This window comes from Arthrobacter sp. ISL-69, assembly GCF_018613775.1.
Lineage (GTDB): Bacteria > Actinomycetota > Actinomycetes > Actinomycetales > Micrococcaceae > Arthrobacter.
This window is the reverse complement of sequence record NZ_JAGGPO010000011.1, coordinates 89,371-111,582: the sequence shown is the minus strand read 5'-3', so window position 1 is coordinate 111,582 and position 22,212 is coordinate 89,371. Positions and strand designations below refer to the sequence as shown.

Genomic DNA, 22,212 nt, shown 5'->3' with positions numbered 1-22,212 from the left:
AGTTTAGAACGTTCGATCGTATGCCTTGGGAGAAGAAATATGCCTCGGTCTAACATAAGGTTAATAACATGATCCGGCTCCGTAAGCTGGCGCGCGCCGCATCTGTACTGACCACCCCGCTAGCTCCAGAAGACATTCTGTCGCTGTTCAACCCCGTGTTCTCCGCCCGCCAACTGCGCGGCGTGGTCACCAGGGTGGTCGCCGAGACGGCCGATTCCGCCACCATCTTCTTCCGCCCAGGGCGCGGCTGGAAGGCCCACCAGGCCGGCCAGTGGGCCCGCATCGGCGTCGAACTCGACGGCGTCCGGCACTGGCGGTCCTATTCGCTGAGCGCCCCCGCCGGCCAGGATCCCGCCATCACGGTGACCGACGTCGGCGCCGTTTCCGGTGTCCTGGTCCGCGAAACCCGCCCCGGCGACGTGCTGTTCCTGGCACCGCCGCAGGGCGACTTTGTCCTTCCCGAGCACCCCCGCCCGCTGCTGATGCTCACCGCCGGCAGCGGTATCACTCCCGTTATGTCCATGGTTCGCACGTTGGTGCCGCACCGCCCGGACGCCGACGTCGTGCTGATCCATTCCGCCCGGACCCCCCAAGACAGCATCTTCCGCGAGGAACTGTCCGAGCTTGCCGACCAGTTCCCCAACTTCAAGGTCACGCACTGGTTCACCGGCGAACGCGGACGGGTGGACTTCTCCTCACCGGCGGCGCTCGACGAACTGTGCCCGGACTGGCGCCACCGCGCAGCCTACGCCTGCGGACCGGAAGGCTACCTGGACGACGCCGAAGCGCTGTGGTCCGCGGAAGCCGCCGTTGCCGCGGCCGCCGAGGGTTCCGCCGCCGGAGAGTCCCACCACCCTGAGGGGCCGTTTGCGGCTGACCCGATCAACCTGATCATCGAACGCTTCACCACCAGCCTGGCCGCCGGCGCCGGGCACGACGGCGGTCTGGTCACCTTTGAGGCGTCGGACCGCGAGGTGGAAGCGGACGGAAGCACCCCGCTTCTGGACATCGGCGAAGACGCCGGCGTGCTGATGCCCAGCGGCTGTCGGATGGGCATCTGCCACAGCTGCCTCACCCCCCTGCGGGCAGGGCATGTCCGCGACCTCCGCACCGGCGAAGTCCACGGCGAGCCGGGCCAACTAATCCAGACGTGTGTATCGGCAGCCGCCGGACCCGTTAACCTCGACATTTGAGGAGCACCACCGCATGGCAATAGTTATTAACCACGAAGCCGAGTCCACGGAAGACGCCGTCGTGCCCGCGAAGACGCGGCGAGGTGCGCTGGCCACTTCCGGCAGCCCCCTGGTCCGTCCGCCCGCCGCAGCGCACCTCTCCGACGAGCAGGTGGCCGAGCTGGGCCGCGAACTTGATGCGATCAAGGACGACATCCTGGCCAAGCGCGGCGCCTCAGACGCCGCCTACATCCGCCGTGTTATCAAGATCCAGCGGGCTCTGGAGATCTCCGGCCGCGCGACGCTGCTGGTGAGCCGGAACAAGGGCGCCTGGGTTGCGGGCACCACGCTGCTCAGCCTGGCCAAGATCCTGGAAAACATGGAGATCGGGCATAACGTGCTGCACGGCCAGTGGGACTGGATGCGGGACCCGGACATCCACTCCACCACCTGGGAATGGGACTTCGTCACCCCGGCCCGCGCGTGGCAGCACACCCACAACGACCTGCACCACCGCTGGACCAACGTGGTGGGCAAGGACAACGACGTCGGATACAACCTCCTGCGCATGGACCCCTCCCAGGAGTGGAAGCCGTTCAACCTCGGCAACCCGCTCTACAACGCCATCCTGGCCCCGGTCTTCGAGTGGGGCATCGCGATCTACGACCTTGAGCTGCAGGACTTCAAGGACGGCAACAAGTCCAAGGAAGCCCTGGTCAAGGACCTCAAGGCCCTCGGGGTCAAGGCCCTCAAGCAGTTCACCAAGGACTACGCCGCAACCCCGGCCGTGGCAATGCTGACCGGCTCCGGCAAGCAGGCGCTCTACGGCACGCTGACAGCGAATGCGGTCCGCAACGTCTGGGCGCACGCGGTGATCTTCTGCGGTCACTTCCCCGACGGGACTGACACCTTCACCGAGGAAATGGTGGAAGGGGAGACCCGCGGTGACTGGTACGTGCGGCAGATGATCGGTTCGGCCAACATCTCCGGTTCCAAGTTCATGCACTTCATGACCGGAAACCTTTCGCACCAGATCGAGCACCACCTCTTCCCGGACATTCCGTCCAACCGCTATGCCGAGGTAGCGCCGAAAGTGCGGGAGATCTGCAGCCGTTACGGCCTGCCGTACACCACAGGCCCGATCTGGAAGCAGGTCGGTTCCACGTGGGCCAAGGTCTTCAAGCTGGCCTTGCCGCCCAAGAAGGCCTAACAGCTCAAACGACAAAGGGGCGCCTGCCGCATTGGCAGGCGCCCTTTGTCATGCCCGGTTGAGCGTCCCCTTAGGCGAAGCGCCCGGGGCGGAAGGTGGCCAGCATGGGGTGCTTGTACCCCGTCATGATTTCGCCCGAGAGAAGTTCTCCGGCGATGAGCCCGAGGGTGGCTCCGGAGTGGGTGAATGCCACGAAGCAGCCGGGAACCTGGCCCAGCTCACCGAAGACGGGTTCACCGTCGCCGGGAATAGGCTTGTAGCCAATCTTCCAGGAGGCCGGCTTGAGGTCGGGGTTGCCGGCGATCAGCTTGGAAGCCTCGTCGGCCAGTTCCTGGACCACGTCATCGGGGATGCTGAACGAGCCATCGGCGTGCCCGGTGATGTGATCCTCATACCAGTCGTGGTCCAGGGCGAAGGTGTTGCCGGGGTTGGGGCGGACCGCGGCCCGCGGGGTGTTCATCACGGCCTTGACGTCGTGGTCCACCGGTTTGGTCAGCACGAGCATGGAGACTGGGGAACCGTTGGGAATGTGGACGCCGAGGGGCGCAACGACGGCGGGCGTGGCGGCGCCGCAGGCCACCAGCACGGCGTCAGCCGCGTAGGTCTGGCCTGCTGCCGTCTCGACGCCGGTAGCCCGGCCATCCTCGACCGTTACGGAGGCTTTGCCGGCGTTGAGGACAAGCTGGCCGCCGCGGGCGTGGAATTCCTCCATCAGGAAGTCCACCAGGTCCGGGAGGCTGACCCAGCCTTCGCCCGGGTTGAAGATGGCGTTCTCCGGCACGGCACTGGAATCGATACCGGGAGTGACGGCGGCGATCTGCTCGGGCGCGAGCAGCTTGGAGTCGTAGCCGACGGATTTCTCGTAGGCGTGACGGGCTTCGGTCACAGCCTGCTGTCCGGCCGCATTCCACATGAGGCCGCCGCCGAACTGGAGCCACTCCCTGTCAGGCTCTGCCGCGAACAGGGTGCGGTAGCGGTCCACGCCGGCGAGCCGGAGCTGGTGGTAGGGGGTGGACCGTTCTCCGGCGGAATTCAGCCAGGAGAGCGATCGGCCGGTGGCTTCACTCGCAAGGCCGCGTTCGGTCAGCAGGACCACGGATGCGCCGTCGCGGAGCAAGTGGACCGCAGTGGAGACTCCGAGGATGCCGCCGCCGATGACGGCGACGCGTTTGGGTGAGGCGGTGGAGGACATACGTCTTCCCTTTCTTCGATGATCGGTGGATGGTTCGCGCGGATGGCCGCGCGGCTACGCGAAGGCGTGGATTTTTTCGATGATTTTGAGGACTTCGAGGGACTCCGTGGGTTGAACCGGCAATGGCCCCCGGCCACGGAGGGCCGCGGCGAGCTCGCCGTAGAACGTGGGGTAGCTACCCCGCTCGGCAGGTACGGGCGCAGCGTCTCCGTCGATTCCCAGGACCCCCCAGGAAGCCTGGGGCTCAACGCCGTAGGCAGGATCCGACGGCGTCACTCCGGCTGCGAGGGCCCGCTCCTGGCTGTCGAGGCCCCATTTGGTGTAGCCGGCCTTGGCGCCCAGGACGTGAAAGCGTGGGCCGACCCGGGCTGCCATGCCGTTCATCCACAGCCTGGACCGGACCCCGGATTCGTGGAACAGGGACACGAACGCTTCGGTGTCGGCGCCCTCCGGGTGCGGACTGTGGTTTGCTGTTTCCCCGTAGCTGTCCTGAACGGGACCGAACAGCTGGATGGCCTGATCTATCAGATGGGCGCCGAGGTCGTGGAGTATGCCGCCCCCGTCCGTGAGGGTGGCAGTATCGCGCCAGTTCCCGAACCCTTCCGGCCGCCACCATTCAAAGCGCGACTCGAAGGTGCGGATTTCACCCAGGGCGCCCTCCCGCACTAGCTTTTGGAGTGTCAGGAAGTCGGCGTCCCACCGGCGGTTCTGGAACACCGTCAGCTGCACACCGGCGTCGGACGCACGGGAGGTGAGTGCAACACCGTGGGCCGATGTGGTGACGAACGGCTTGTCCACCACCACATGGAGGCCATGGGCCATTGCCGTTGCAGCCAGGTCGAAGTGGGTGAGCGGGGGAGTGCCGAGGACCACGAGGTCGAGGTCGGCGGCCAGGGCGAACAGTGCCTCCGGTGTGGGAACGATCCGGGCCTCCGGGTAGCGTCGGGCCGCCTCAGCGGCACGCGCCGGATCCGCCGTCACGATCACGTCGAGGGAAAAGGCGGGATCAGCCGCGATCAGCGGTGCATGGAACACCCCGCCCGAGATCCCGAACCCGACGACGGCGGTGCGGATGGGTGCCGTTGAAGCATCAGGCATTACAGCACCTCCGAAAGGAACCGCTGGAGACGCTCGCTGCGCGGGTTGTCGAACAGGTCAGTCGGTGTTCCGGACTCCACGACTTCACCTTCGTCCATGAAGACCACCTGATCGGCAACTTTGCGGGCGAAGCCCATTTCGTGCGTCACCACGAGCATGGTCATGCCGCGCCTGCCGAGCCCCGCCATGAGGTTCAGCACGCCTTTGACGAGTTCAGGGTCCAAGGCGCTGGTTGCTTCGTCGAAAAGCATCACTTCGGGTTCCATGGCAAGGGCGCGTGCGATGGCGACGCGCTGCTGCTGGCCGCCGGAGAGGTCCCGGGGCCGGTGGTCAGCGCGCTCGGCGAGACCCACCTCGGCGAGGCGGCGGCCGGCGCGTTCCTTTGCTTCGGCTTTGGACAGGCCCTTGACGCTCCACAGCGCCAGGGCCACATTCTCGAGGGCGGTGTGGTCCGGGAAGAGGTTGAAGTGCTGGAAGACCATGCCGATGCGGGCCCGCAGGAGGTCCGGTTTGACCTGCAGGGCGCTTTCTCCGGCGAGGAGCACGTCCCCGCTCTTGGGTTCATGCAGGCGGTTGACGCCGCGGAGCAGCGTGGATTTTCCGGAGCCTGAGGGCCCGATGATGCAGGTAGTGGTTCCGGGGGCGACGGTGAGGCTGACGTTGCGGAGTACTTCGATGTCCCCGTAGGCCATGGTCAGGTTCTTCAGTTCCAGGCTGGAGCCGTGGAAGGTGTGGCCTTCCGCGGCGGCCGCGGTGTTGGCGGTGTTGCTTGCGAGGCTCATGTGTTGCTCCCGGTGATCAGCGGCGAGGCCGCGTCGAGTTCTTTGACTTCGTTCAGTCCGCTGCTGGGGGCTGAGGGGCGGCGGCGGCCGGTCCGGAACCTGTTGTCGAAGTAATTGACCAGGTGGGTCAGGGGCACTGTGATCACCAGGTAGAAGATGCCTGCCATGACCAGCGGCGAGAGGTTTCCGGACAGTACGGCCGCGTCCTGTCCCACGCGGAAGAGTTCCCGCTCAGTGACCAGAAGGCCCAGGAAGTAGACAAGGGAGGAATCCTTGACGATGGCGATGAACTGGTTCACGAGGGCCGGAAGGACCCTGCGGATACCCTGCGGCACCACTACCAGGGCCATCGACTTGGCATAGCTCATGCCCAGGGCGCGGCAGGCCTCTCCCTGCCCTCTGTCTACGCTTTGAATGCCCGCGCGGAAGATTTCGCCGATGTAGGCGCTGGCGATCAGGCTCAGCGCGATGATCCCCAAGGGGTACGGCGAGGGCCCGAAGATTGACTGGCTGAGCCGGGCGAAGCCCTGCCCGATCAGCAGGATGGTCAGGATGGCGGGCAGGCCGCGGAAGAGATCGGTGTATATCCGGGCCGGCACGCGCAGCCACTTGGACGGCGAGATGCCCATGACCGCGACGACCATGCCCAGTGCGACCCCGATGATGGTCGCCGCGACGGAGATGATCAGGGTGTTGAGAAGGCCCACCCCGAGAAGTTGGGGCAGGACTTCGGCCATTGCGCCGAAGTCGAAAAATGTTCGGATGATGGTGTTGAGCCAGTCCATGGTTGCTCTCAGACGTAGGTAGCTTGTGTGTCCCGGGCTGGCCGCGGAGGGCGGCCAGCCCGGTCATTGACAGCCGGACTCTTTGCCAGACAGGGGTGCCCGGCGATCGGCTTGTGTCGGACTACTTGCTCGGGGCGGGAGTAGCCGTCTGTTCTGCCTTAGGCAGGTACTGCTCGGGCATCGGAGATCCGGGGAACCACTTCTGGTAAAGCTTCTTCCAGGTGCCGTCTTCCATCGCTTCCGCCAGGCCCTTGTTCAGGGCCTCCTTGAAGGCGGTCTTCCCCTTCGCGACCGCGAACCCGGCCGGTGCGTCGAAGGACGGGATGTCCGCCGCGCTGACGAGGCCGTACTGTTCCTGGTATGCCTTGGCGGCCTCGTAGTCCAGGAAGTGGGCGTCGACGGAGCCGCTGTTGACCGCGGCAATTGCGGTGTTGTTGTCCGGGAAACGTACCAGGCCGGCCGAGGTGAAATTCTTTACCGCGTAGGCTTCCTGAAGCGTTCCCTGCACCACGCCGAGCCGCTTGCCGGACAGGCCGTTGGCGTCCGTGATGCCCGAGGTCTTGGTGGTGATCACAGTCAGGTAGCCGGCAAGGTAGCCCTCGGAGAAGTCCACGGTTTCCTTGCGCTTGTCCGTGATGCCGATGGCGGCCACGCCGACGTCGAACTGGCCGTTGGCAACCGCGGCGAGCAGGCCGGAGAAGTCCTGGCCGGTGAAGACCACGTTGTCTACGCCGGCGCGGTGGGCCACGTCCTTGAAAAGCTCAACGTCGAAGCCGGTGAAGTTACCCTGCGCATCTGCGAAGGTGTACGGCTTCGAATCACCCAGGCTGGCAACCCGGACCGTGCCGGCCTGGATCAGTCCGTAGGGGTTCTCGGCTGACGTGGCGGACGAAGCGGGGGTCGATCCGCCGCAGCCGGAGAGCGCCAGGACGGTTGCAACGGCAGCTGCAACGATCACCCCGGGGCGGAAGTTCAGTCGTTTAGTCACAGCATTTTCCAATCTTGGGAAGCAGGCGGCCTTTGGCCCTTTTGTCGAAATCCCCTTGCTGAGTCCGGTCTCACCGCTTACGATTGAGACCGGACTCACAAGGGGTTGCTAAAAATGTAACCCAAGCCACACCGGCCGTCAAGGCCCCTCCGGAAGGCGTAAATGAGCAGCAATGGTTCGAGGCGACGTGACATCACCGTCGCTGACGTGGCAAAGGCCGCCAACGTGTCGAAAGCCCAGGCGGCGCGCGCGCTGGGAAACTACGGGGCCGTGAGCGAAGACGTGCGGGAGCGCGTCCTGGCCGCCGCGGAGGAGCTTTCCTATCGCCCGAATGAGCTGGCCCGCAGCATGAATACGGGAAAATCGAACACCATCGGCGTGGTGGTGGGCGACATCGAAAACCCGCACTTCGGCCTGGCCACGAGGGGCATCACGGACACCGCAAAGAAGAGCGGTTTCAACGTCATCCTTATCAACACCGATGAGGAAAGGGCGGCCGAAGTCGACGCCGTCCAAGTGCTCTTGGACAAGCGGGTGGACGGACTCATCGTGGCACCCGCGTCGTCAACCGAAACGCAGCACCTTCAGCGGGTTCAGGATTCCGGCCGCCCCCTGGTCCTTCTCGACCGTGCGGCAGACGGCCTCCAGATAGACACCGTCACCGTCGAAATGACCGGGGTAGCGTACGAATCCACGCGCTACCTCATCGAAGCCGGGCACCGGAGGATCGCGTTCATCTCCACGCTTAAATCTGCGGTCCCCTACAGCGAAGGGGTCCCGCTGGATTCATCGCAAATAGCTGAGCGTGTCAACGGCATGAGGCGTGCTTTCCTGGGATCCGGCCTGACACTTCCGGAGGACCTGGTGCGACTCAACGCAGGGGACGCCGAATCCATCCGGAACATCACACGCGAGGTTCTCCTTCTGCCCGACCCGGCCACCGCAGTAGTCGCCTCGGACGGCCTCATTGCGCTCAGTGTCGTCGAAGCCATTCAGGAACTGAACCTGTCCATCCCCGAAGACGTTTCGTTCCTCATGTACGACGACTTTGCCTGGACGAGGCTCACCAGTCCACCGCTAACGGTCATCGCCCAGCCTGTCTACGAGATGGGCGTGGCGGCAGCCGAAGCGTTGATCCGGCAGATCGAGGGCCGCAAGCCCGCCGCCGCGGCACCCGCCTTTACTGCACGGCTGATCAGGCGAAACTCAGTCGGAGCGCCGCGCAAATCTGAGCAAACACAGCCCTGACCAACGCAGCAAAACCACCCCTAGCCAATAAGCAGGCTCAGCGCCTCCGTCAGGTGTTCCACTTCCCGGACGGAGAACCCGGCCGGGATGGGGCCCGGGCCGTTGTGGCTGGCCGGGACCACCGCGTGCGTGAAGCCCAGCCGGTGGGCTTCCTGGATGCGCTGGTTGATGCCGGGGACGGCGCGGACTTCCCCGGCCAGGCCCACCTCGCCGAACGCGATCAGCCGGATGGGCAGGGGTTTCCGTGCCTTGGCCGAGGCCACTGCCAGCGCGACGGCCAGGTCGGTGGCGGGTTCGCTGAGTTTTACGCCGCCCACCGTTGCCACGTAGGAATCGTCCTTGTGCAGCAGGCAGCCGGCGCGCTGCTGCAGCACGGCCAGCAGCATGGACACGCGTGAACTGTCCAAGCCGCTGGTGGCTCGGCGGGGCTGTGAATTGGGGCTTTCGGCGAGGAGCGACTGCACCTCGGCCAGCAGCGGCCGGCGTCCTTCCATCGTCACGGTGATGCACGTGCCGGACACCGGCTCCTTGGTGCGGCTCACAAAAAGCCCGCTGGGGTCCGTCAGCCCGACGATGCCGTCCTCGTTCAGATCGAAGCAGCCCACGTCATCGGTGGGCCCGTAGCGGTTCTTGACCGCACGCAGCAGCCGAAGCCGGGAGTGCCGCTCGCCTTCGAACTGGCACACCACGTCCACCAGGTGCTCCAGCAGGCGCGGACCGGCAATGGAACCGTCCTTGGTCACGTGGCCCACCAGCAGCGTGGTCATGTTGCGCCGTTTGGCCGCGGAGATGATGGAGGCGGCGACCTCACGGACCTGCGACACGCCGCCCGCGCTACCGTCCACATCCGCGCTGCTGAGGGTCTGGACGGAGTCAACGATGAGCAGCCTCGGCTCGATTTTCTCCACCTGGCCGAGGGCCTGGCCCAGGTCCGTTTCGGCCGACAGGTAGAGGGATTCCGCGACGGCATCGATCCGCTCGGCGCGGAGCTTCACCTGCGCCGCGGACTCCTCGCCCGTGATGTACAGGACGTCCTGCGCAGTGCGGGCGAACTTGGCCGCCACATCCAGGAGGAGGGTGGACTTGCCCACGCCGGGTTCACCGGCCAGCAGGATGACGGCGCCCGGCACCAGGCCGCCGCCCAAAACGCGGTCAAGCTCGTCCACCCCGGTGGGCAAAAACGCTGCCGTGGTGGCGTCCACCTCGGCAATCCGGCGGGCCGGCTCCAGGACGGTGGTGGCCGCCGTCGTACGCGCAACGGCGGCGCCGGTTTCCTCAACGGTGCCCCAGGCCTGGCACTCACCGCAGCGGCCCACCCACTTGACGGTTGTCCAGCCGCATTCGGCGCATTTATAGGCCGGGGCTTTGGACGCCCGGGAAGTCTTGGTTGCCATTGCTCCACACTATCCGGGGGCAGCGACATGGTGGCGACAGCCACTAGCAGCAGCCACTTTTCAGCAGCAGCTACAGCGGCGGGAGGATGTCCCGGGCTTCCTTCGAATCCATTCCGGTCGCCTCTAGCAGGTCCACCATCAGCGGGCGGAACAGCATGACCACCGTTTCGCCTTCAAGGCGCTGCACGTCCAGCAGCCGGGGATGCAGCCGCCCGGCGATCTCGGCCAGCTCCAGCCGCGACGTCCGGAGGTGCGCGCGCCGGGCGCCCTCGTGCATTTCGGCCAAGCCCAGGGACAGTTCGTCGATGGCGGCAGCGGTTTCCTGCAGGACCTCCGCGATGTTCTCCGTGGCCTCGTCAGAAAGGGCGGCGTGGTTGATGGCGCTGGTCAGGCGGCGCGCGAACACCCGGCTGTTGCGGAGCGCCAGGTCGATGTAATCCAGCGACTGCTCCAGCCGGTCGAGCTCGTCGCGGTGGCGCCGGTAGGCCGGGGCCAGCGTGGCCACCTCGCCGGAGGCACGCAGGGACTGGCGCATCGCGTCCACCAGCGGCTGGCAGTTCCGGCCGCGGACCAAGGCAAGCCAGGCCTCGGTGGAGTCGCTGTTCGTCAGCGCCGACGCACATTCACGCAGCACCTCGGCAAGCTCGTGCAGCAGCTTCTGCACATCCTTCCGGGGCTCCCGGCGGGGATCCTTCGGAACCAGGATGGTGACCAGCAGCGCGAAGACTCCACCCACCACGGCATCAAGGCTCCGGGTAAACGGGCCGCCGGCCGGGGCCGGGAGGAGCACCACGAGCAGCGACTGCAGCGCCAGTTGCGTGGTGAAGATGTTGCCGCTGTCCAGGAAGCGCGCCAGCAGGATGGAGAACAGAAGCACGACGGCGGCCTGCCAGATCCCGGCGCCCAGCCAGTGCAGCAGCAGGTCACCCACCGCAATGCCTATGGTGCAGCCCAGGCCGACTTCCAGGACCCTGCGCAGCCGCGGATCCCGGGAAAAACCAAGGGCGATGAGTGAGGACGTGGCCGCGAAGAGCGGTCCGGAATGGCCCAGGACGTGTTCGGCGAACGCGTACGCGCCCACAGCGCAGACCGTCATCTGGATGGCGGGCATCAGGGAGTTCCTGCTCCGGACCACACCGGTGCGGATCCTGGTTCGCAGGAATCTTCTGCTTGCGGAAATTCCTGTCGCGGGGGCCATGCGTTCCAGTGTATTCACTGGCGTTGTAGTACGGCCGGAGATGTGATGTGCGCAATGGTGACGCTGCACATGTAAGCCGATGTCCCGCCGTCGTTAACCGTCCGTTCATCTTGGTCCACACATCCCGTTACCTAGGGCCCATAACTTCAGTAGAGGTACAAAAAGTACGCAACTTCTTATGTTCGGACGTCTCCGGTCCGGTACGCATCAGAAAATCCCTGGAAGGGGTACATCTAGTGAAGGCACTCCGCTTCGGCCGCCACGCGGCTATCGCTGTCATCGCAGCCGGCGCTCTCGCGCTCACCGCCTGTGGTTCCGACAACGCCACGGGCGCAGCCCAGTCCGGCGCTCCGTCTGCCACGGGGGCCAATGTCACCGGCACGCTGACCGGCATTGGCTCGTCCGCCCAGGGCGCAGCCATGGATGTGTGGAAGACCAACTTCGCGTCCGCCAACCAGGGTGCCAACGTCCAGTATTCCCCCGACGGTTCCGGGGCAGGCCGCAAGGCCATCCTCGACGGCTCGGCCCAGTTCGCCGGCTCGGACGCCTACCTGAAGGACGAGGAGCTCGCCAGCTCCAAGGATAAGTGCGGCCCCGAAGGCGCCATCAACATCCCCGTCTACATCTCCCCGATCGCCATCGCCTTCAACATTCCGGATGTCAAGGAACTGAAGCTTGACGCCGCCACCGTGGCGAAGATCTTCCGCGGTGAAATCGCCAACTGGAACGACCCCGTGATCGCGGCAATGAACCCCGAGGTCACGCTGCCGGACCTCAAGGTCACCCCGGTGAACCGTTCCGATGACTCCGGCACGACCAGCAACTTCACCGATTACCTGGCCGCCGCAGCTCCGGAGGCTTGGACTGACAAGGCTGCCGGCGTTTGGCCCGCATCCCTGAAGGGCGAGAACGCCAAGGGCACCTCCGGTGTGGTCAAGACCGTCACCGACACCCCGGGCGCCGTCACGTACGCCGATGACTCGGCCGTCAGCGGCAAGCTTGGCATCGCCCAGATCAAGGTGGGCGAAACCTTCACCAAGATCTCAGCCGATGCCGCAGCCAAGGCTGTCGACGCCGGCAAGCCGGTTGAAGGCCGTTCCGCCAGCGACCTGTCAATCAAGCTGGACCGCAAGACCACCGTCGAAGGTGCCTACCCGGTTGTCCTGGTGTCCTTCCACGTTGTCTGCTCCACCTACGCCACCCAGGAAACCGTTGACCTGGTGAAGGCTTTCGAGACCTACGTTGTGTCGGACGCCGGCCAGCAGGCTGCAGCGGACGCTGCGAAGTCGGCTCCGCTCTCCAAGACCCTCCAGGACAAGGCCGCCAAGGCCATCGAGGCCATCAAGGTCAAGTCCTAGGGGATTCGCCGAACAGCAAGGCATAGTGGAAACACGAGCCTGAGCCAGGTTCCCTGTCCCGGACGGGACGGTCACAGACCGCCGTCCGGGGCAGGGAACCTAGGTGTTTGTCCGAAGTAAAACCAGTTTCACCGCTGCTGCTACCGGATCGGTCCGGACACGGCAGTCGGTTCTATTCGAACCCAAAGGATCGTTTGTGACCACCACCTCCCTGACACAGTCCCGGGGCACAGGGCCCGCCGGAGACAAAGTCTTTTCCGGGGCCGCCCTGGCCGCTGGGTGCCTGATCCTTGCCGTGCTTTTTGGTGTTGCCCTGTTCCTGGTAATTCAGGCGATCCCGGCCCTGGTGGCCTCCCCGGACAAGATCCAGGGCGGCGAAGGCTTCTTCGCCTACATCTGGCCGATCGTCGTGGGCACGCTGATCGCGGCCGTTATTGCCCTGGTCATCGCCACGCCCGTGGCCATCGGCGTCGCGCTCTTCATCTCGCACTTCGCGCCGCGCGGCCTCGCTTCCGGCCTGGGCTACGTGATCGACCTCCTGGCCGCCATTCCGTCGGTGGTCTACGGCGCCTGGGGTGCCGCGTTCCTGGCCAAGGAAATCTCCCCGGCCTACGAATGGCTGGCCGCGAACATGGGCTGGTTGCCCATTTTCCAGGGACCCGCGTCCGCCACGGGCAAGACCATCCTCACCGCCGGGATCGTGCTGTCCGTGATGGTCCTTCCGATCATCACGTCCCTGAGCCGCGAAATCTTCCTGCAGACCCCCAAGCTGCACGAGGAAGCCGCCCTGGCGCTGGGCGCCACCCGCTGGGAAATGATCAAGATGGCGGTCCTCCCGTTCGGCCGCCCGGGCATCGTGAGCGCCGTGATGCTTGGCCTGGGCCGCGCCCTCGGCGAAACCATGGCCGTGGCGCTGGTGCTGTCCTCCGGGGCCCTCACCGCCAGCCTGATCCAGTCCGGCAACCAGACCATCGCCGCTGAAATCGCCCTGAACTTCCCGGAGGCCAGCGGCCTGAAGGTGAGCACGCTGATCGCGGCAGGCCTGGTCCTGTTCGTCATCACCCTGGGCGTCAACATGATTGCCCGCTGGATCATCAGCCGGCACAAAGAATTCTCGGGAGCCAACTAATGACCTCCACCCTCACGCCGGTCCGCAAGCGTTCCGCGCTCACCAAGGGCCAGCTGCCCAAATACGCCCCGTACGTCGTCCTGGGCCTGGCACTGATCATCGGCGCCGCCATCCTGGCCCTTATCGGCTTCAACGCCTTCGGCTGGGGCATCGTCTCCGCCATCCTGTTTACGGTCGGCCTCGTGGGCTGGAGCGCCGCTGCAGAGGGGGGCCGCAAGGCCAAGGACAAACTGGCCACGTGCCTGGTGGTCGGGTCCTTCCTTGTGGCCCTGCTGCCGCTGATCTCGGTGATCTGGACCGTCCTGGTCAACGGGCTCCCCGGGCTCCTGGACCCTGGCTTCCTCACCACCTCCATGAACGGCGTCACCGGCGCCTTCGACAACAAGAGTGTTGAAGAGGGTGCGCCCGTTATTGGCGGCATCTACCATGCCCTCCTGGGCACCATCCAGATCACCCTGCTGGCCACGGCCATCTCCGTTCCGGTAGGTCTGCTGACCGCGGTCTACCTGGTGGAGTACGGCGAGGACCGCCCGCTGGCCCGGGCCATCACGTTCTTTGTGGACGTCATGACGGGCATTCCGTCGATCGTCGCCGGCCTGTTCGCCGCCGCGTTCTTCTTCGCGGTGGTGGGGCCGGGTACCAAAACGGGGGCCGTGGCCGCCGTCGCGCTTTCCGTCCTGATGATCCCGGTGGTGGTGCGCTCCAGCGAGGAAATGCTCAAGATCGTCCCCAATGAACTTCGCGAGGCAGCGTACGCCCTCGGCGTCCGCAAATGGCGGACCATCCTCAAAGTGGTCATCCCGACGGCGATCTCCGGCATCGCGTCCGGCGTCACCCTGGCGATTGCCCGCGTGATCGGCGAAACTGCTCCGATCCTGGTGACCGCAGGCTTCGCCACCAACATCAACAGCAATGTCTTCAGTGGCTGGATGGCCTCGCTGCCCACGTTCATCTACACCCAAATCCTGAACCCCACCTCGCCGTCCAACCCGGATCCGTCCTCGCAGCGGGCCTGGGGTGCCGCGCTGGTGCTGATCATCCTGGTCATGCTGCTGAACCTCGGCGCACGGCTGATTGCCAGGATGTTCGCACCCAAGACCGGCCGCTAGTCCGCCGGTAATATTCAATACGTATCCAGTAAGTGAAGGAATACCATGTCTAAGCGAATCGACGTCAAGGATTTGAACGTCTACTACGGCAAGTTCCTGGCCGTTGAGGACGTCAACATCAACATCGAGGCCAAGTCCGTCACGGCGTTCATCGGCCCGTCCGGTTGCGGAAAGTCCACCTTCCTGCGCACGCTGAACCGTATGCACGAAGTGATTCCGGGCGCCCGGGTGGAAGGCGAAGTGCTGCTGGACGGGGACAACCTCTACGGCGCCGGCGTGGATCCCGTGACCGTGCGCTCGCAGATCGGCATGGTGTTCCAGCGCCCCAACCCGTTCCCCACCATGTCCATCCGGGATAACGTGCTGGCCGGCGTGAAGCTGAACAACCAGAAGATGTCCAAGGGCGAGGCCGATGCCCTCGTGGAACGCTCCCTGCAAGGCGCCAACCTGTGGAACGAAGTGAAGGACCGCCTTGCCAAGCCGGGCTCCGGACTCTCCGGCGGCCAGCAGCAGCGCCTGTGCATTGCGCGCGCCATCGCCGTGGAGCCGCAGGTCATCCTGATGGACGAGCCCTGCTCGGCACTGGACCCCATCTCCACCTTGGCAATTGAGGACCTCATCAACGACCTCAAGGACCAATACACGGTGGTCATCGTCACCCACAACATGCAGCAGGCAGCGCGCGTCTCGGACCGCACCGCGTTCTTCAACATCGCCGGCACCGGCAAGCCGGGCAAGCTGATCGAGGTGGGCGAGACGCACACCATCTTCAGTAACCCCACCCAGAAGGCCACGGAAGACTACGTCTCCGGCCGCTTCGGATAAGGGGCTTTTCCTCAATCGGTTGCTCCGTAACTGCCGTTTTGACACCTCAAAACGGCACCTGCGGAGCAACCGATGCTGCGTTAAAGGTCCGTAAGGGGCGAGAGCGACAGTTCCAGCACGAAGGCCGCTGCCGCCGTGACCACCGGCGTGAAGAGCCAGAAGGCCAGGATCCTGATCACCAGCCTGCGGTTGGTCACCGGGAAGCCCTGGTTGCTGCCGGCGCCCAGCACGGCCGCCGTGACCGTGTGCGTGGTGGACACGGGCCAGTGCAGCCCGATCGCGCCCAGCAGCAGGATCACAGAGCTGTACATCTGCGCCACGAAGCCGCGCAGGGGATCGATCCGGGTGAGTTTGTAGCCGATGGTGTAGGAAATCCGCCAGCCCCCGGCCAGGGTTCCGGCGGTCAGCATCGTGGCCGTCAGCAGGGCCACCCACGCCGGCATGGCGGCGCCGTCGGACAGTCCCGAGGCGAAAAGAGCCAGGAGCAGCACCGCGCTGGTCCGCTGGCCGTCCTGCAGGCCGTGGCCGAAGGCCACCGCTCCGGCGGCGATGGCCTGGGTCCGGCGCGAGCGGCTGTTCACCACGTTGGGCGGCGTGTACCGTGCAGCCCAAGTGGCAGGCCACACCAGCAGGTAAGCGCCCACGAACGCGATCACGGGGGACAGCAGCAGCGGCAGCGCCACCTGGAACAGCAGGGAGTTGTTGACGCCGCCGACGTAGTTTCCGCCCACCAGCACACTGGCCAGCCCGGCGCCGGCCAGGCCGCCCACCAGGGCGTGCGTGGACGAGGACGGAATGCCCCGCCACCACGTGTAGATGCCCCACAGGACGGCGCTGAGCAGGCCTGCAACCAGGATGGTCAGGCCGTTTTCGCCGTCCGGCAGCGAGATCCAGCTTCTGCTGACCTGCAGCGCTAGGGCCGCGCTGAGCGATGCGCCCACGAAGTTGAAAAGGGCCGCCAGCAGGACAGCCACGGTGGGTGTGAGCGCCCGGGTCCGCACGGCCAGGGCGACGGATGTTGAGGCGTCCCTGAAGCCGTTCAGGAAGGTGAACGCCGCAGTCACCACCACAACTACGGCGAAGAAGAACAGGGTCACGTCAGGATTCCTTGACGATGATGCTGCCTACCTGGGTGGCAATGCGCCGCATATCCTTGGTGACCTCCACCAGCTGGTTGGCAATGTCCCGGTTCCGGGCATACTGGGCGCCCTTCATGTCCTTGAGCATGTCCGCCACCCACACCCGGTGCGTGCGTTCCGCGCGCTTGGCGAGCCGCGCGATCTCGATCCAGTAGTCCTCAAGATCGTCCAGGTTGTTCAGCCTGCGCATGGCGTCCACCGTGAGTTCCGCCTGCCGGGCGATGATCTCCAGCTGGTCCGCGGCACGCTTGGGGAATCGTTCGAGCTTGTACAGGGCCACCAGCTCCGCGGCGGCGTCGAGCTTCTCCATGGCTTCGTTGAGGTACCGGGACAGCGCGTACATGTCCTCGCGCGGCAGGGGATTCACAAAGCTTGTGCGCATGTGCGTCAGCAGCGCGAACTGCAGCTCAGCGGACTTGGCCTCGTGATCGTGCATGTCTTCAACGAGGCGGTTGTGCTCCGTGGCCGGGACGCCGAGGATTTCAGCCAATGTCCCGGTGGCGAGGACAATCTGGCGTGCCATCTGCGAGAGCAGGTGCAGCCCTGCGGGCTCCTGCGGGAAGAGTCGGAGCTTCACCTTCGGGTTCCGGCTTGGGAAGGCGAAGGCATGGAATGTGGCCTTTGGGCCATGTGACTTGACGTTGACCCGCACATGGGCCCTACTTTACCGGCAGATGCATCCGGGCATAAAAGTGGTGCCGAACCGGATACGCCTCTCGGCGGTAGGCCGCTCTAGGCGGCTAGATGTTGAAGCCCGGGGGTTTCGCGGTTCGGCACCAGTTTCAGTTTTCTACTTTGGCTGGACCAAGTCAACATTGACAGCCGGCCCCCTCCGTGCGTAACAGTGGTGGACTTGCGAAGCTGCCACTGCCGCGGGGCCTTGTCAGTCCAGTTCGCCCAGCCGCCATGCGTTAGCCGCGTGCTCCAGGTCCTCGGCGGTTTTCACCAGGAGGTGGGAGTTGCGCGTCAGTTTGCTCGCGTGGTTCTCGTTGCTGTGGTCGGCGCCGTCAGCCAAAGTGGCCTGGCCCAGGGCCACCACCCGGCAAAAAGCAGCCGAACGTTCCAGCGCGACGTCGAACTCGCCGTCGAACGCGCCGGAGAGGATGGCGTCCGCCATCGTCTTCATTTCGTCCGCCCCCGGCGGTTCGGCAGCGCCGGCAACCACATTGGATACCTGCGCCGTGTCCTTGCCTGCCTTGAAGTAGACGGAGATGCGTTCGGGGTCCTGGATGGTGGCCGCACGCAGGGCGTACAGGCGCCAGAGGGCGCCGGGCAGGGAGCGTGCGGGGCTTTCGGCCCACATTTCAGCGATGGCTTCCAGGCCCTGTTCGTCCGCAAGCTTGACCAGGCGCTTGGTGACCTTGGGATCGTCGCTGTCGCGGCCGTGGCGGACCAGCGCCTGGGCGGCCAAGTGCGCTGCCTCGGACACCCGTGCAGGGTCTGCGCCGCCCGCGAACGGCTCAAAGTCGATGGGCGCAAAAGGTTTCGGCTTGTGATGCCGGTTTGCGCCGCCGTAGGCCTTGGACCCTGCTTGCTCGCTCATGCCCCCACGCTACTCCTGTGCTGTTCTGTTATCGAGCTTGCCGGCGGCCGGCTTAAGGAGTAATGCAGGCAGCCGCGGCACCATCATGAATGCACGACGGCGCCACGCGCCGTCGTGTAAAAGCTGGCCCCCGGTGTGGGGTACAGTATTTAACGTCCAGAAATGGACTGGGCTGACAGCCCGACTGCGTGCGTTCGCCGCCCGTAATCACGGCCGTCAGCTGGGGCCTTTAGCTCAGTTGGTAGAGCATCGGACTTTTAATCCGTGGGTCGTGGGTTCGATCCCCACAGGGCCCACTCTTTTAGCGAAGAGTGGATACCCCCGATTCCTTGCAATTGCAGGGGATCGGGGGTTTTTTGCGCGCCGTTCCAGACGGTCCCGGCTCTGCTGTCAGGCGGACCGTGGAGACATTATGGAGACATGGCTGCGGGCGGCAAGGGCCGTCCTCCTGGCCGCTTCGAGGGATGCGGAGACTTCATCCAGCCGGTCCGGCCACAAATGTCCGTAGGTGTTGAGGGTTTCCGTGGCGTCCTTGTGTCCCAACATGAGCTGAACGACTTTGACGTCGGCCCCGGACCCTATCGCGGCGCTTGCTGCTGTGTGGCGGAGCTTGTGGGGGGTTACTCCTAGGCCGTCGAGGTCGGCGTCTCGGGCCGCGAGGTTGAACACGCGGTTCCGCCAGTTGTGGTCGTTGAGGGCCTCTCCGGTGGGCGTCTGGAAGACGTAGGCGTCCTGCGCCTGGCCGGCGGTGAGCTCCTGTAGCTCGGTGACGAGGAATCCTAGCGGCACGGCGCGCTTCTCGTGTGACTTGGGCGTTCCCAGTACCTTTTTGCCGGCCCTGTCGAGTGTCCACGTGGCGTTGACGGCCGCGCGGGCCCTCATGAGGTCGAGGGCTGAGACTTTCAGCGCTAGGGCCTCGTTGATCCGAAGGCCTGTGTAGGCAAGGAACCGGACGAGAGTGCCGTCCATGCTGCGGCCGGTTAGGTCCTGGGCGGCTACTGCGAGGTCCTCCACCTGGCCGTGGCTGAGATAGACCTGTTCCGGCGCGGCGACGCGGGGGAGCCGGGCACCGGCGGCGGGGTTTCGGCTGATCCGGTCCGTTTCGACGGCCCACGCGAGGACGGCGGATAAGACGGTGTGAATGTGGCCGATGCTTGAGGGTTTGAGTGGTCCCCGCATTGGTGCCGGCTCGAACCTGGCCGGCTTACTGCCGCGGACCTTGCCGGATGCCAGCGCGGTTCCGGCCGCAAGGGCGCTGATCCACGCGGCGACGTCCGGTTTCGTGATGGTGCCAATTCTCCGGGATCCCCATTGTGGGAGAACGTAGGCGCGGAGGCTCCTTTCGTAGTGGAGGTATGTGGCCGGTTTGATGTCCAGTCGCGTGCTGAGCCATTCCGCGGCGACGTCAGCGAGGAGGGTTTCGGCGTGCTCCGGTGGCCTGTAGGTGCCGGCCCTGAGGTCGTTGTCGAGTTTGGCGGCGTACTGCTGCGCGTCGGGTTTCCGCTGAAACCTCTTAGAGCGGCGGCGGCGTCCTGTCTGCGTTTCCTCCCACCAGTACACTCTCCACCTGCTGCCTGTGCCGTTTCTGGCGGTGGGCTGCCGGTTGGCGTCGAGCCACTCGTCCTGAATCCATGCGCGTGCCATGTCATGCGTCCTGGGCGTCTGCGGGGAGGCTCACAAGCCGGGGCTCATCATCAAAAGGGTTCGTGAGTTGTTCTAGTGCGTCGGCGAGAACGCTATCGGTTGCCGCCAGGCGGCTGTGGCGTGATCGGAAGGCTTCCAAGTCCTCTTGGTTGAACTTTTCGGGTCCCCGTTCTTGCCTGTATTTGTCGAACTGATCGAACCGGTTGGCCGCTTCGTGCACCGCTGCGTTGAAGCGGAAGTACTCGTCGCGGAGGGCGCGAATTGTGCGAAGTGCGGCCTCCTCGGCCGCTTGGTGGGCCGCGTTCAGGAGCTCCCACGCGGTGGCGTCGTCAACCATTTGGGCTGCCATGTCCCACGGGTCCCCGTGCAGTACGCGGGCAAGTACCACAGCCTCGTTGAGGCTGACCGGACGGGTTAGGTTTTCGATCCGCTGGATTTGCTGCTGGAAAAGCGGCAGACCTGATTCTGTGGCGCGGCGGGCTAGTTCGTTTTGTGACATGGAGGCGGCCTGCCGGGCGCGGGCCAGGGATTTGGCGAAGGTGGCCTCCCACGGAAGGCGGGGGTCCTGGGTTTCGGTGGTCTTTCGTTTGGTCATGGTGTCAGGCTACGCGCTGGTGTTGTTTCTTTCAACAACCTGTTGTTTCTAGACGGTTCTGCGTAGTTACATCGTGGTGTTGCACTTCTCAACACAACGGAGGAAATAGCTGATGCAGATCGAAAGAAGGGCTGGGGGATGTTGACGCCGGCTGATCTGGCGGAGCGGTGGCAGGTGCCGGCGCGGACTCTTGGGCAGTGGCGCTATGAAGGCAAAGGGCCCGCGTACGTGAAGATTGGTGGCGCTGTCCGGTATCGCCTCATGGACGTTGAGGCTTATGAAAACGAACATATGGTCGGTGCCCCGTGAAATGCGAAGTCCCGGCGGAAGTCCTGGCAGGCCTTGAACCGCGGGAACTGTTGCAGGGCCGCCGCTTGGAAGGGGCAGGGTGGCGGGCTTGTCGCGCTGCGCCGTCGGTGACGCCATGACCGACGCGCGTTTCCCGGACCGCTGGCTCAGCGACCGGCGATTCCGCCGGCTGTCCGACGGCGAGTACCGGAGCTATTCTCAGGCTCTTATGTGGGCGGTACTCAACCGCACGGACGGCGATGTGCCGGCTAAAGATTTGGCGATTATTCCGGATTTTGTGCCCGATCACGCGGGCCGGCTGGTTGAGGTCGAGCTCTGGGCTCCGGCTGGGGCCGGCTGGCTCATTCTGGACTTCGGGGCCACTCAAACGAGCAAGGAGCAGCTGGACGGGCTCGACGCTCGGAAGCGTCAAGACGCGGACCGGCAGAAGGCTAAACGCGACCGGGACAAAAGGGCCGCTTCCTCTCCTGGTCATCACGTGAAGGAGTCACGTGACGGTCACGTGACGGAATCACGTGACGACATAGGACAAGGACAAGGACAAGGACAGCCTTTACAAGAAGAAGAAGCTGGGGCTTTGCCGGAGTCGTCTAATATTCGTGGGCCGTCGTCTATGGAATCTGTTTTCTGTCACGGGTGCGGGCAGGAGTTGGACGACTGGACCAGCGGCACTGTGGCCGGACATTGTTTGGGCTGCTCCGCTGGTTGCTCGGCTTGCTCTGCCGGGCCGGAGGCCGCGGCGCTGCCTGGGCCCGTTGCTGCTGATCTGCCGGCGGCTGATCCGGGCGGCTGCTCCGTTGCCGGTTGCGGCGGGGTGGTCACTGACTATTTGCGGCGCACGTATGGGCAGGTTTGCCTTGCCCACGTCGGGGCGGTGGCCTCATGAGCAACGATGACGCGGACCGCCGGCAGGATCTTGGGTTGCCCTGGCTGCCGGCCGAACCGGAACCGGCGGCGCACAACTGCCGGGACGGCTGGTTGCCGGACGCGGCCGGCCGCGCAGTGCCTTGCCGGCGGTGCAAGACTCATCTCCGCGCCGGACGGCTCCCGGACGGCCGGGCAACTTGGACGGCGACACGATGAGGCGCGGCGGAGCGGTCCGGGCGGGGATGCCGGCGGGTAGTGGCACAACCGGGTCAACTGCGGGTTCTGACCCAACTGTGTCACGTCCTGGGACCGGGCCTGGCGGGCCTTCGGGGCGGGGGCACGGCATGAGGACTGACGAGACGCGGCGGCTGTGTTCCAAGCGGCCGGCGTCGGAGCGCGGGTTCATCCATGCAATGGCCTTCGTCTGGACTGACGCGAGGACGGGGACCGTCGAGGACGGTGTGGCGCTCAAGGTCGGGCCGGCCTGGTTTCCGGGCAAGTTGCTGCAGTGGCTCACGGTGGAGCGAGCCCGCGTGTTGGCTGACCAATCCACGAGGCGTGTGACGCCGTGGAATCGGGGGCGGCCCCGCGCAAGCCGCGGCCGCGTGGTGTCGGGCAGGACGGGGC

At 65.3% G+C, this 22,212-nt stretch carries 21 protein-coding genes and 1 tRNA gene; 10 read left to right on the top strand and 12 right to left on the bottom strand.

The window, feature by feature from the left end; genetic code table 11:
* Positions 1 to 68 precede the first annotated feature (68 nt).
* Together J7I79_RS07090 and J7I79_RS07085 are read left to right on the top strand one after the other, a co-directional pair.
* Positions 69 to 1,193, top strand: coding sequence for a ferredoxin reductase (locus J7I79_RS07090; RefSeq protein ID WP_214951746.1), 1,125 nt, complete (start codon positions 69 to 71; stop codon positions 1,191 to 1,193).
* A gap of 13 nt (positions 1,194 to 1,206) precedes the next feature.
* Complete coding sequence (locus J7I79_RS07085) at positions 1,207 to 2,382, top strand: acyl-CoA desaturase (protein ID WP_214951744.1); 1,176 nt, start codon at positions 1,207 to 1,209, stop codon at positions 2,380 to 2,382.
* A gap of 70 nt (positions 2,383 to 2,452) precedes the next feature.
* Here J7I79_RS07085 and J7I79_RS07080 read toward each other — a convergent pair whose 3' ends face one another.
* The 5 genes from J7I79_RS07080 to J7I79_RS07060 all read right to left on the bottom strand — a co-directional run bounded on the left by J7I79_RS07080 (position 2,453) and on the right by J7I79_RS07060 (position 7,239).
* Positions 2,453 to 3,574 (bottom strand): FAD-binding oxidoreductase, encoded by a 1,122-nt coding sequence (locus J7I79_RS07080; RefSeq protein WP_214951742.1) that lies wholly within the window; start codon positions 3,572 to 3,574, stop codon positions 2,453 to 2,455.
* A gap of 54 nt (positions 3,575 to 3,628) precedes the next feature.
* A complete protein-coding gene (locus J7I79_RS07075; RefSeq protein WP_214951741.1) occupies positions 3,629 to 4,672 on the bottom strand; it encodes a Gfo/Idh/MocA family oxidoreductase in 1,044 nt (347 codons plus the stop codon).
* Positions 4,672 to 5,454, bottom strand: a complete 783-nt coding sequence (locus J7I79_RS07070; protein WP_285291312.1) for an amino acid ABC transporter ATP-binding protein — start codon at positions 5,452 to 5,454, stop codon at positions 4,672 to 4,674. Before J7I79_RS07070 ends, J7I79_RS07075 begins: the two co-directional genes overlap by 1 nt.
* The gene (locus tag J7I79_RS07065; protein ID WP_214951739.1) at positions 5,451 to 6,239 is read right to left on the bottom strand and encodes an amino acid ABC transporter permease; all 789 of its coding nucleotides are present in this window, start codon (positions 6,237 to 6,239) and stop codon (positions 5,451 to 5,453) included. Before J7I79_RS07065 ends, J7I79_RS07070 begins: the two co-directional genes overlap by 4 nt.
* A 121-nt stretch (positions 6,240 to 6,360) precedes the next feature.
* Positions 6,361 to 7,239 carry an ABC transporter substrate-binding protein gene (locus J7I79_RS07060; RefSeq protein WP_214951737.1) on the bottom strand — a complete coding sequence of 293 codons (879 nt, stop codon included), beginning with the start codon at positions 7,237 to 7,239 and terminating at the stop codon, positions 6,361 to 6,363.
* 150 nt (positions 7,240 to 7,389) lie between these two features.
* Between J7I79_RS07060 and J7I79_RS07055 the strand changes: the two genes are divergently transcribed.
* On the top strand, positions 7,390 to 8,475 hold the full coding sequence (locus J7I79_RS07055; RefSeq protein ID WP_214951735.1) for a LacI family DNA-binding transcriptional regulator: 1,086 nt from the start codon (positions 7,390 to 7,392) through the stop codon (positions 8,473 to 8,475).
* A 20-nt stretch (positions 8,476 to 8,495) separates the two neighbouring features.
* Here J7I79_RS07055 and radA read toward each other — a convergent pair whose 3' ends face one another.
* Together radA and J7I79_RS07045 are read right to left on the bottom strand one after the other, a co-directional pair.
* The gene (gene radA, locus J7I79_RS07050) at positions 8,496 to 9,869 is read right to left on the bottom strand and encodes a DNA repair protein RadA (protein ID WP_214951733.1); all 1,374 of its coding nucleotides are present in this window, start codon (positions 9,867 to 9,869) and stop codon (positions 8,496 to 8,498) included.
* Positions 9,870 to 9,939: 70 nt separating this feature from the next.
* Positions 9,940 to 11,067, bottom strand: a complete 1,128-nt coding sequence (locus J7I79_RS07045) for an aromatic acid exporter family protein (protein ID WP_214951731.1) — start codon at positions 11,065 to 11,067, stop codon at positions 9,940 to 9,942.
* Positions 11,068 to 11,303: 236 nt separating this feature from the next.
* On the opposite strand from J7I79_RS07045, the gene pstS reads away from it, so the two are divergent.
* The 4 genes from pstS to pstB all read left to right on the top strand — a co-directional run bounded on the left by pstS (position 11,304) and on the right by pstB (position 15,488).
* Positions 11,304 to 12,425, top strand: a complete 1,122-nt coding sequence (pstS, locus tag J7I79_RS07040) for a phosphate ABC transporter substrate-binding protein PstS (protein ID WP_214951729.1) — start codon at positions 11,304 to 11,306, stop codon at positions 12,423 to 12,425.
* A gap of 196 nt (positions 12,426 to 12,621) precedes the next feature.
* A complete protein-coding gene (gene pstC, locus J7I79_RS07035) occupies positions 12,622 to 13,554 on the top strand; it encodes a phosphate ABC transporter permease subunit PstC (RefSeq protein WP_214951727.1) in 933 nt (310 codons plus the stop codon).
* Positions 13,554 to 14,663 (top strand): phosphate ABC transporter permease PstA, encoded by a 1,110-nt coding sequence (gene pstA, locus J7I79_RS07030; RefSeq protein WP_214951725.1) that lies wholly within the window; start codon positions 13,554 to 13,556, stop codon positions 14,661 to 14,663. Before pstC ends, pstA begins: the two co-directional genes overlap by 1 nt.
* A gap of 45 nt (positions 14,664 to 14,708) precedes the next feature.
* Complete coding sequence (gene pstB / locus J7I79_RS07025) at positions 14,709 to 15,488, top strand: phosphate ABC transporter ATP-binding protein PstB (protein WP_214951723.1); 780 nt, start codon at positions 14,709 to 14,711, stop codon at positions 15,486 to 15,488.
* Between the two features lie 80 nt (positions 15,489 to 15,568).
* Here pstB and J7I79_RS07020 read toward each other — a convergent pair whose 3' ends face one another.
* The 3 genes from J7I79_RS07020 to J7I79_RS07010 form a co-directional block, all read right to left on the bottom strand.
* Positions 15,569 to 16,585, bottom strand: a complete 1,017-nt coding sequence (locus J7I79_RS07020) for an inorganic phosphate transporter (protein WP_214951721.1) — start codon at positions 16,583 to 16,585, stop codon at positions 15,569 to 15,571.
* Between the two features lies 1 nt (position 16,586).
* Positions 16,587 to 17,204: a DUF47 domain-containing protein gene (locus J7I79_RS07015; protein ID WP_214951719.1), complete on the bottom strand. Its 618-nt coding sequence runs from the start codon at positions 17,202 to 17,204 to the stop codon at positions 16,587 to 16,589.
* 306 nt (positions 17,205 to 17,510) lie between these two features.
* Positions 17,511 to 18,170: a hypothetical protein gene (locus tag J7I79_RS07010; RefSeq protein WP_104176160.1), complete on the bottom strand. Its 660-nt coding sequence runs from the start codon at positions 18,168 to 18,170 to the stop codon at positions 17,511 to 17,513.
* A 223-nt stretch (positions 18,171 to 18,393) separates the two neighbouring features.
* Here J7I79_RS07010 and J7I79_RS07005 point away from each other — a divergent pair.
* A tRNA-Lys gene (locus tag J7I79_RS07005) sits at positions 18,394 to 18,466 on the top strand.
* Between the two features lie 94 nt (positions 18,467 to 18,560).
* Here the strand turns inward: J7I79_RS07005 and J7I79_RS07000 are convergent.
* Together J7I79_RS07000 and J7I79_RS06995 are read right to left on the bottom strand one after the other, a co-directional pair.
* The gene (locus J7I79_RS07000) at positions 18,561 to 19,814 is read right to left on the bottom strand and encodes a site-specific integrase (protein WP_214951717.1); all 1,254 of its coding nucleotides are present in this window, start codon (positions 19,812 to 19,814) and stop codon (positions 18,561 to 18,563) included.
* A 1-nt stretch (position 19,815) separates the two neighbouring features.
* Positions 19,816 to 20,409 carry a helix-turn-helix transcriptional regulator gene (locus J7I79_RS06995; RefSeq protein WP_214951715.1) on the bottom strand — a complete coding sequence of 198 codons (594 nt, stop codon included), beginning with the start codon at positions 20,407 to 20,409 and terminating at the stop codon, positions 19,816 to 19,818.
* 138 nt (positions 20,410 to 20,547) lie between these two features.
* Between J7I79_RS06995 and J7I79_RS06990 the strand changes: the two genes are divergently transcribed.
* Together J7I79_RS06990 and J7I79_RS06985 are read left to right on the top strand one after the other, a co-directional pair.
* On the top strand, positions 20,548 to 20,718 hold the full coding sequence (locus J7I79_RS06990; protein ID WP_214951713.1) for a helix-turn-helix domain-containing protein: 171 nt from the start codon (positions 20,548 to 20,550) through the stop codon (positions 20,716 to 20,718).
* Between the two features lie 115 nt (positions 20,719 to 20,833).
* Positions 20,834 to 21,604: a hypothetical protein gene (locus J7I79_RS06985; RefSeq protein ID WP_214951712.1), complete on the top strand. Its 771-nt coding sequence runs from the start codon at positions 20,834 to 20,836 to the stop codon at positions 21,602 to 21,604.
* The last annotated feature ends 608 nt before the right edge of the window (positions 21,605 to 22,212 follow it).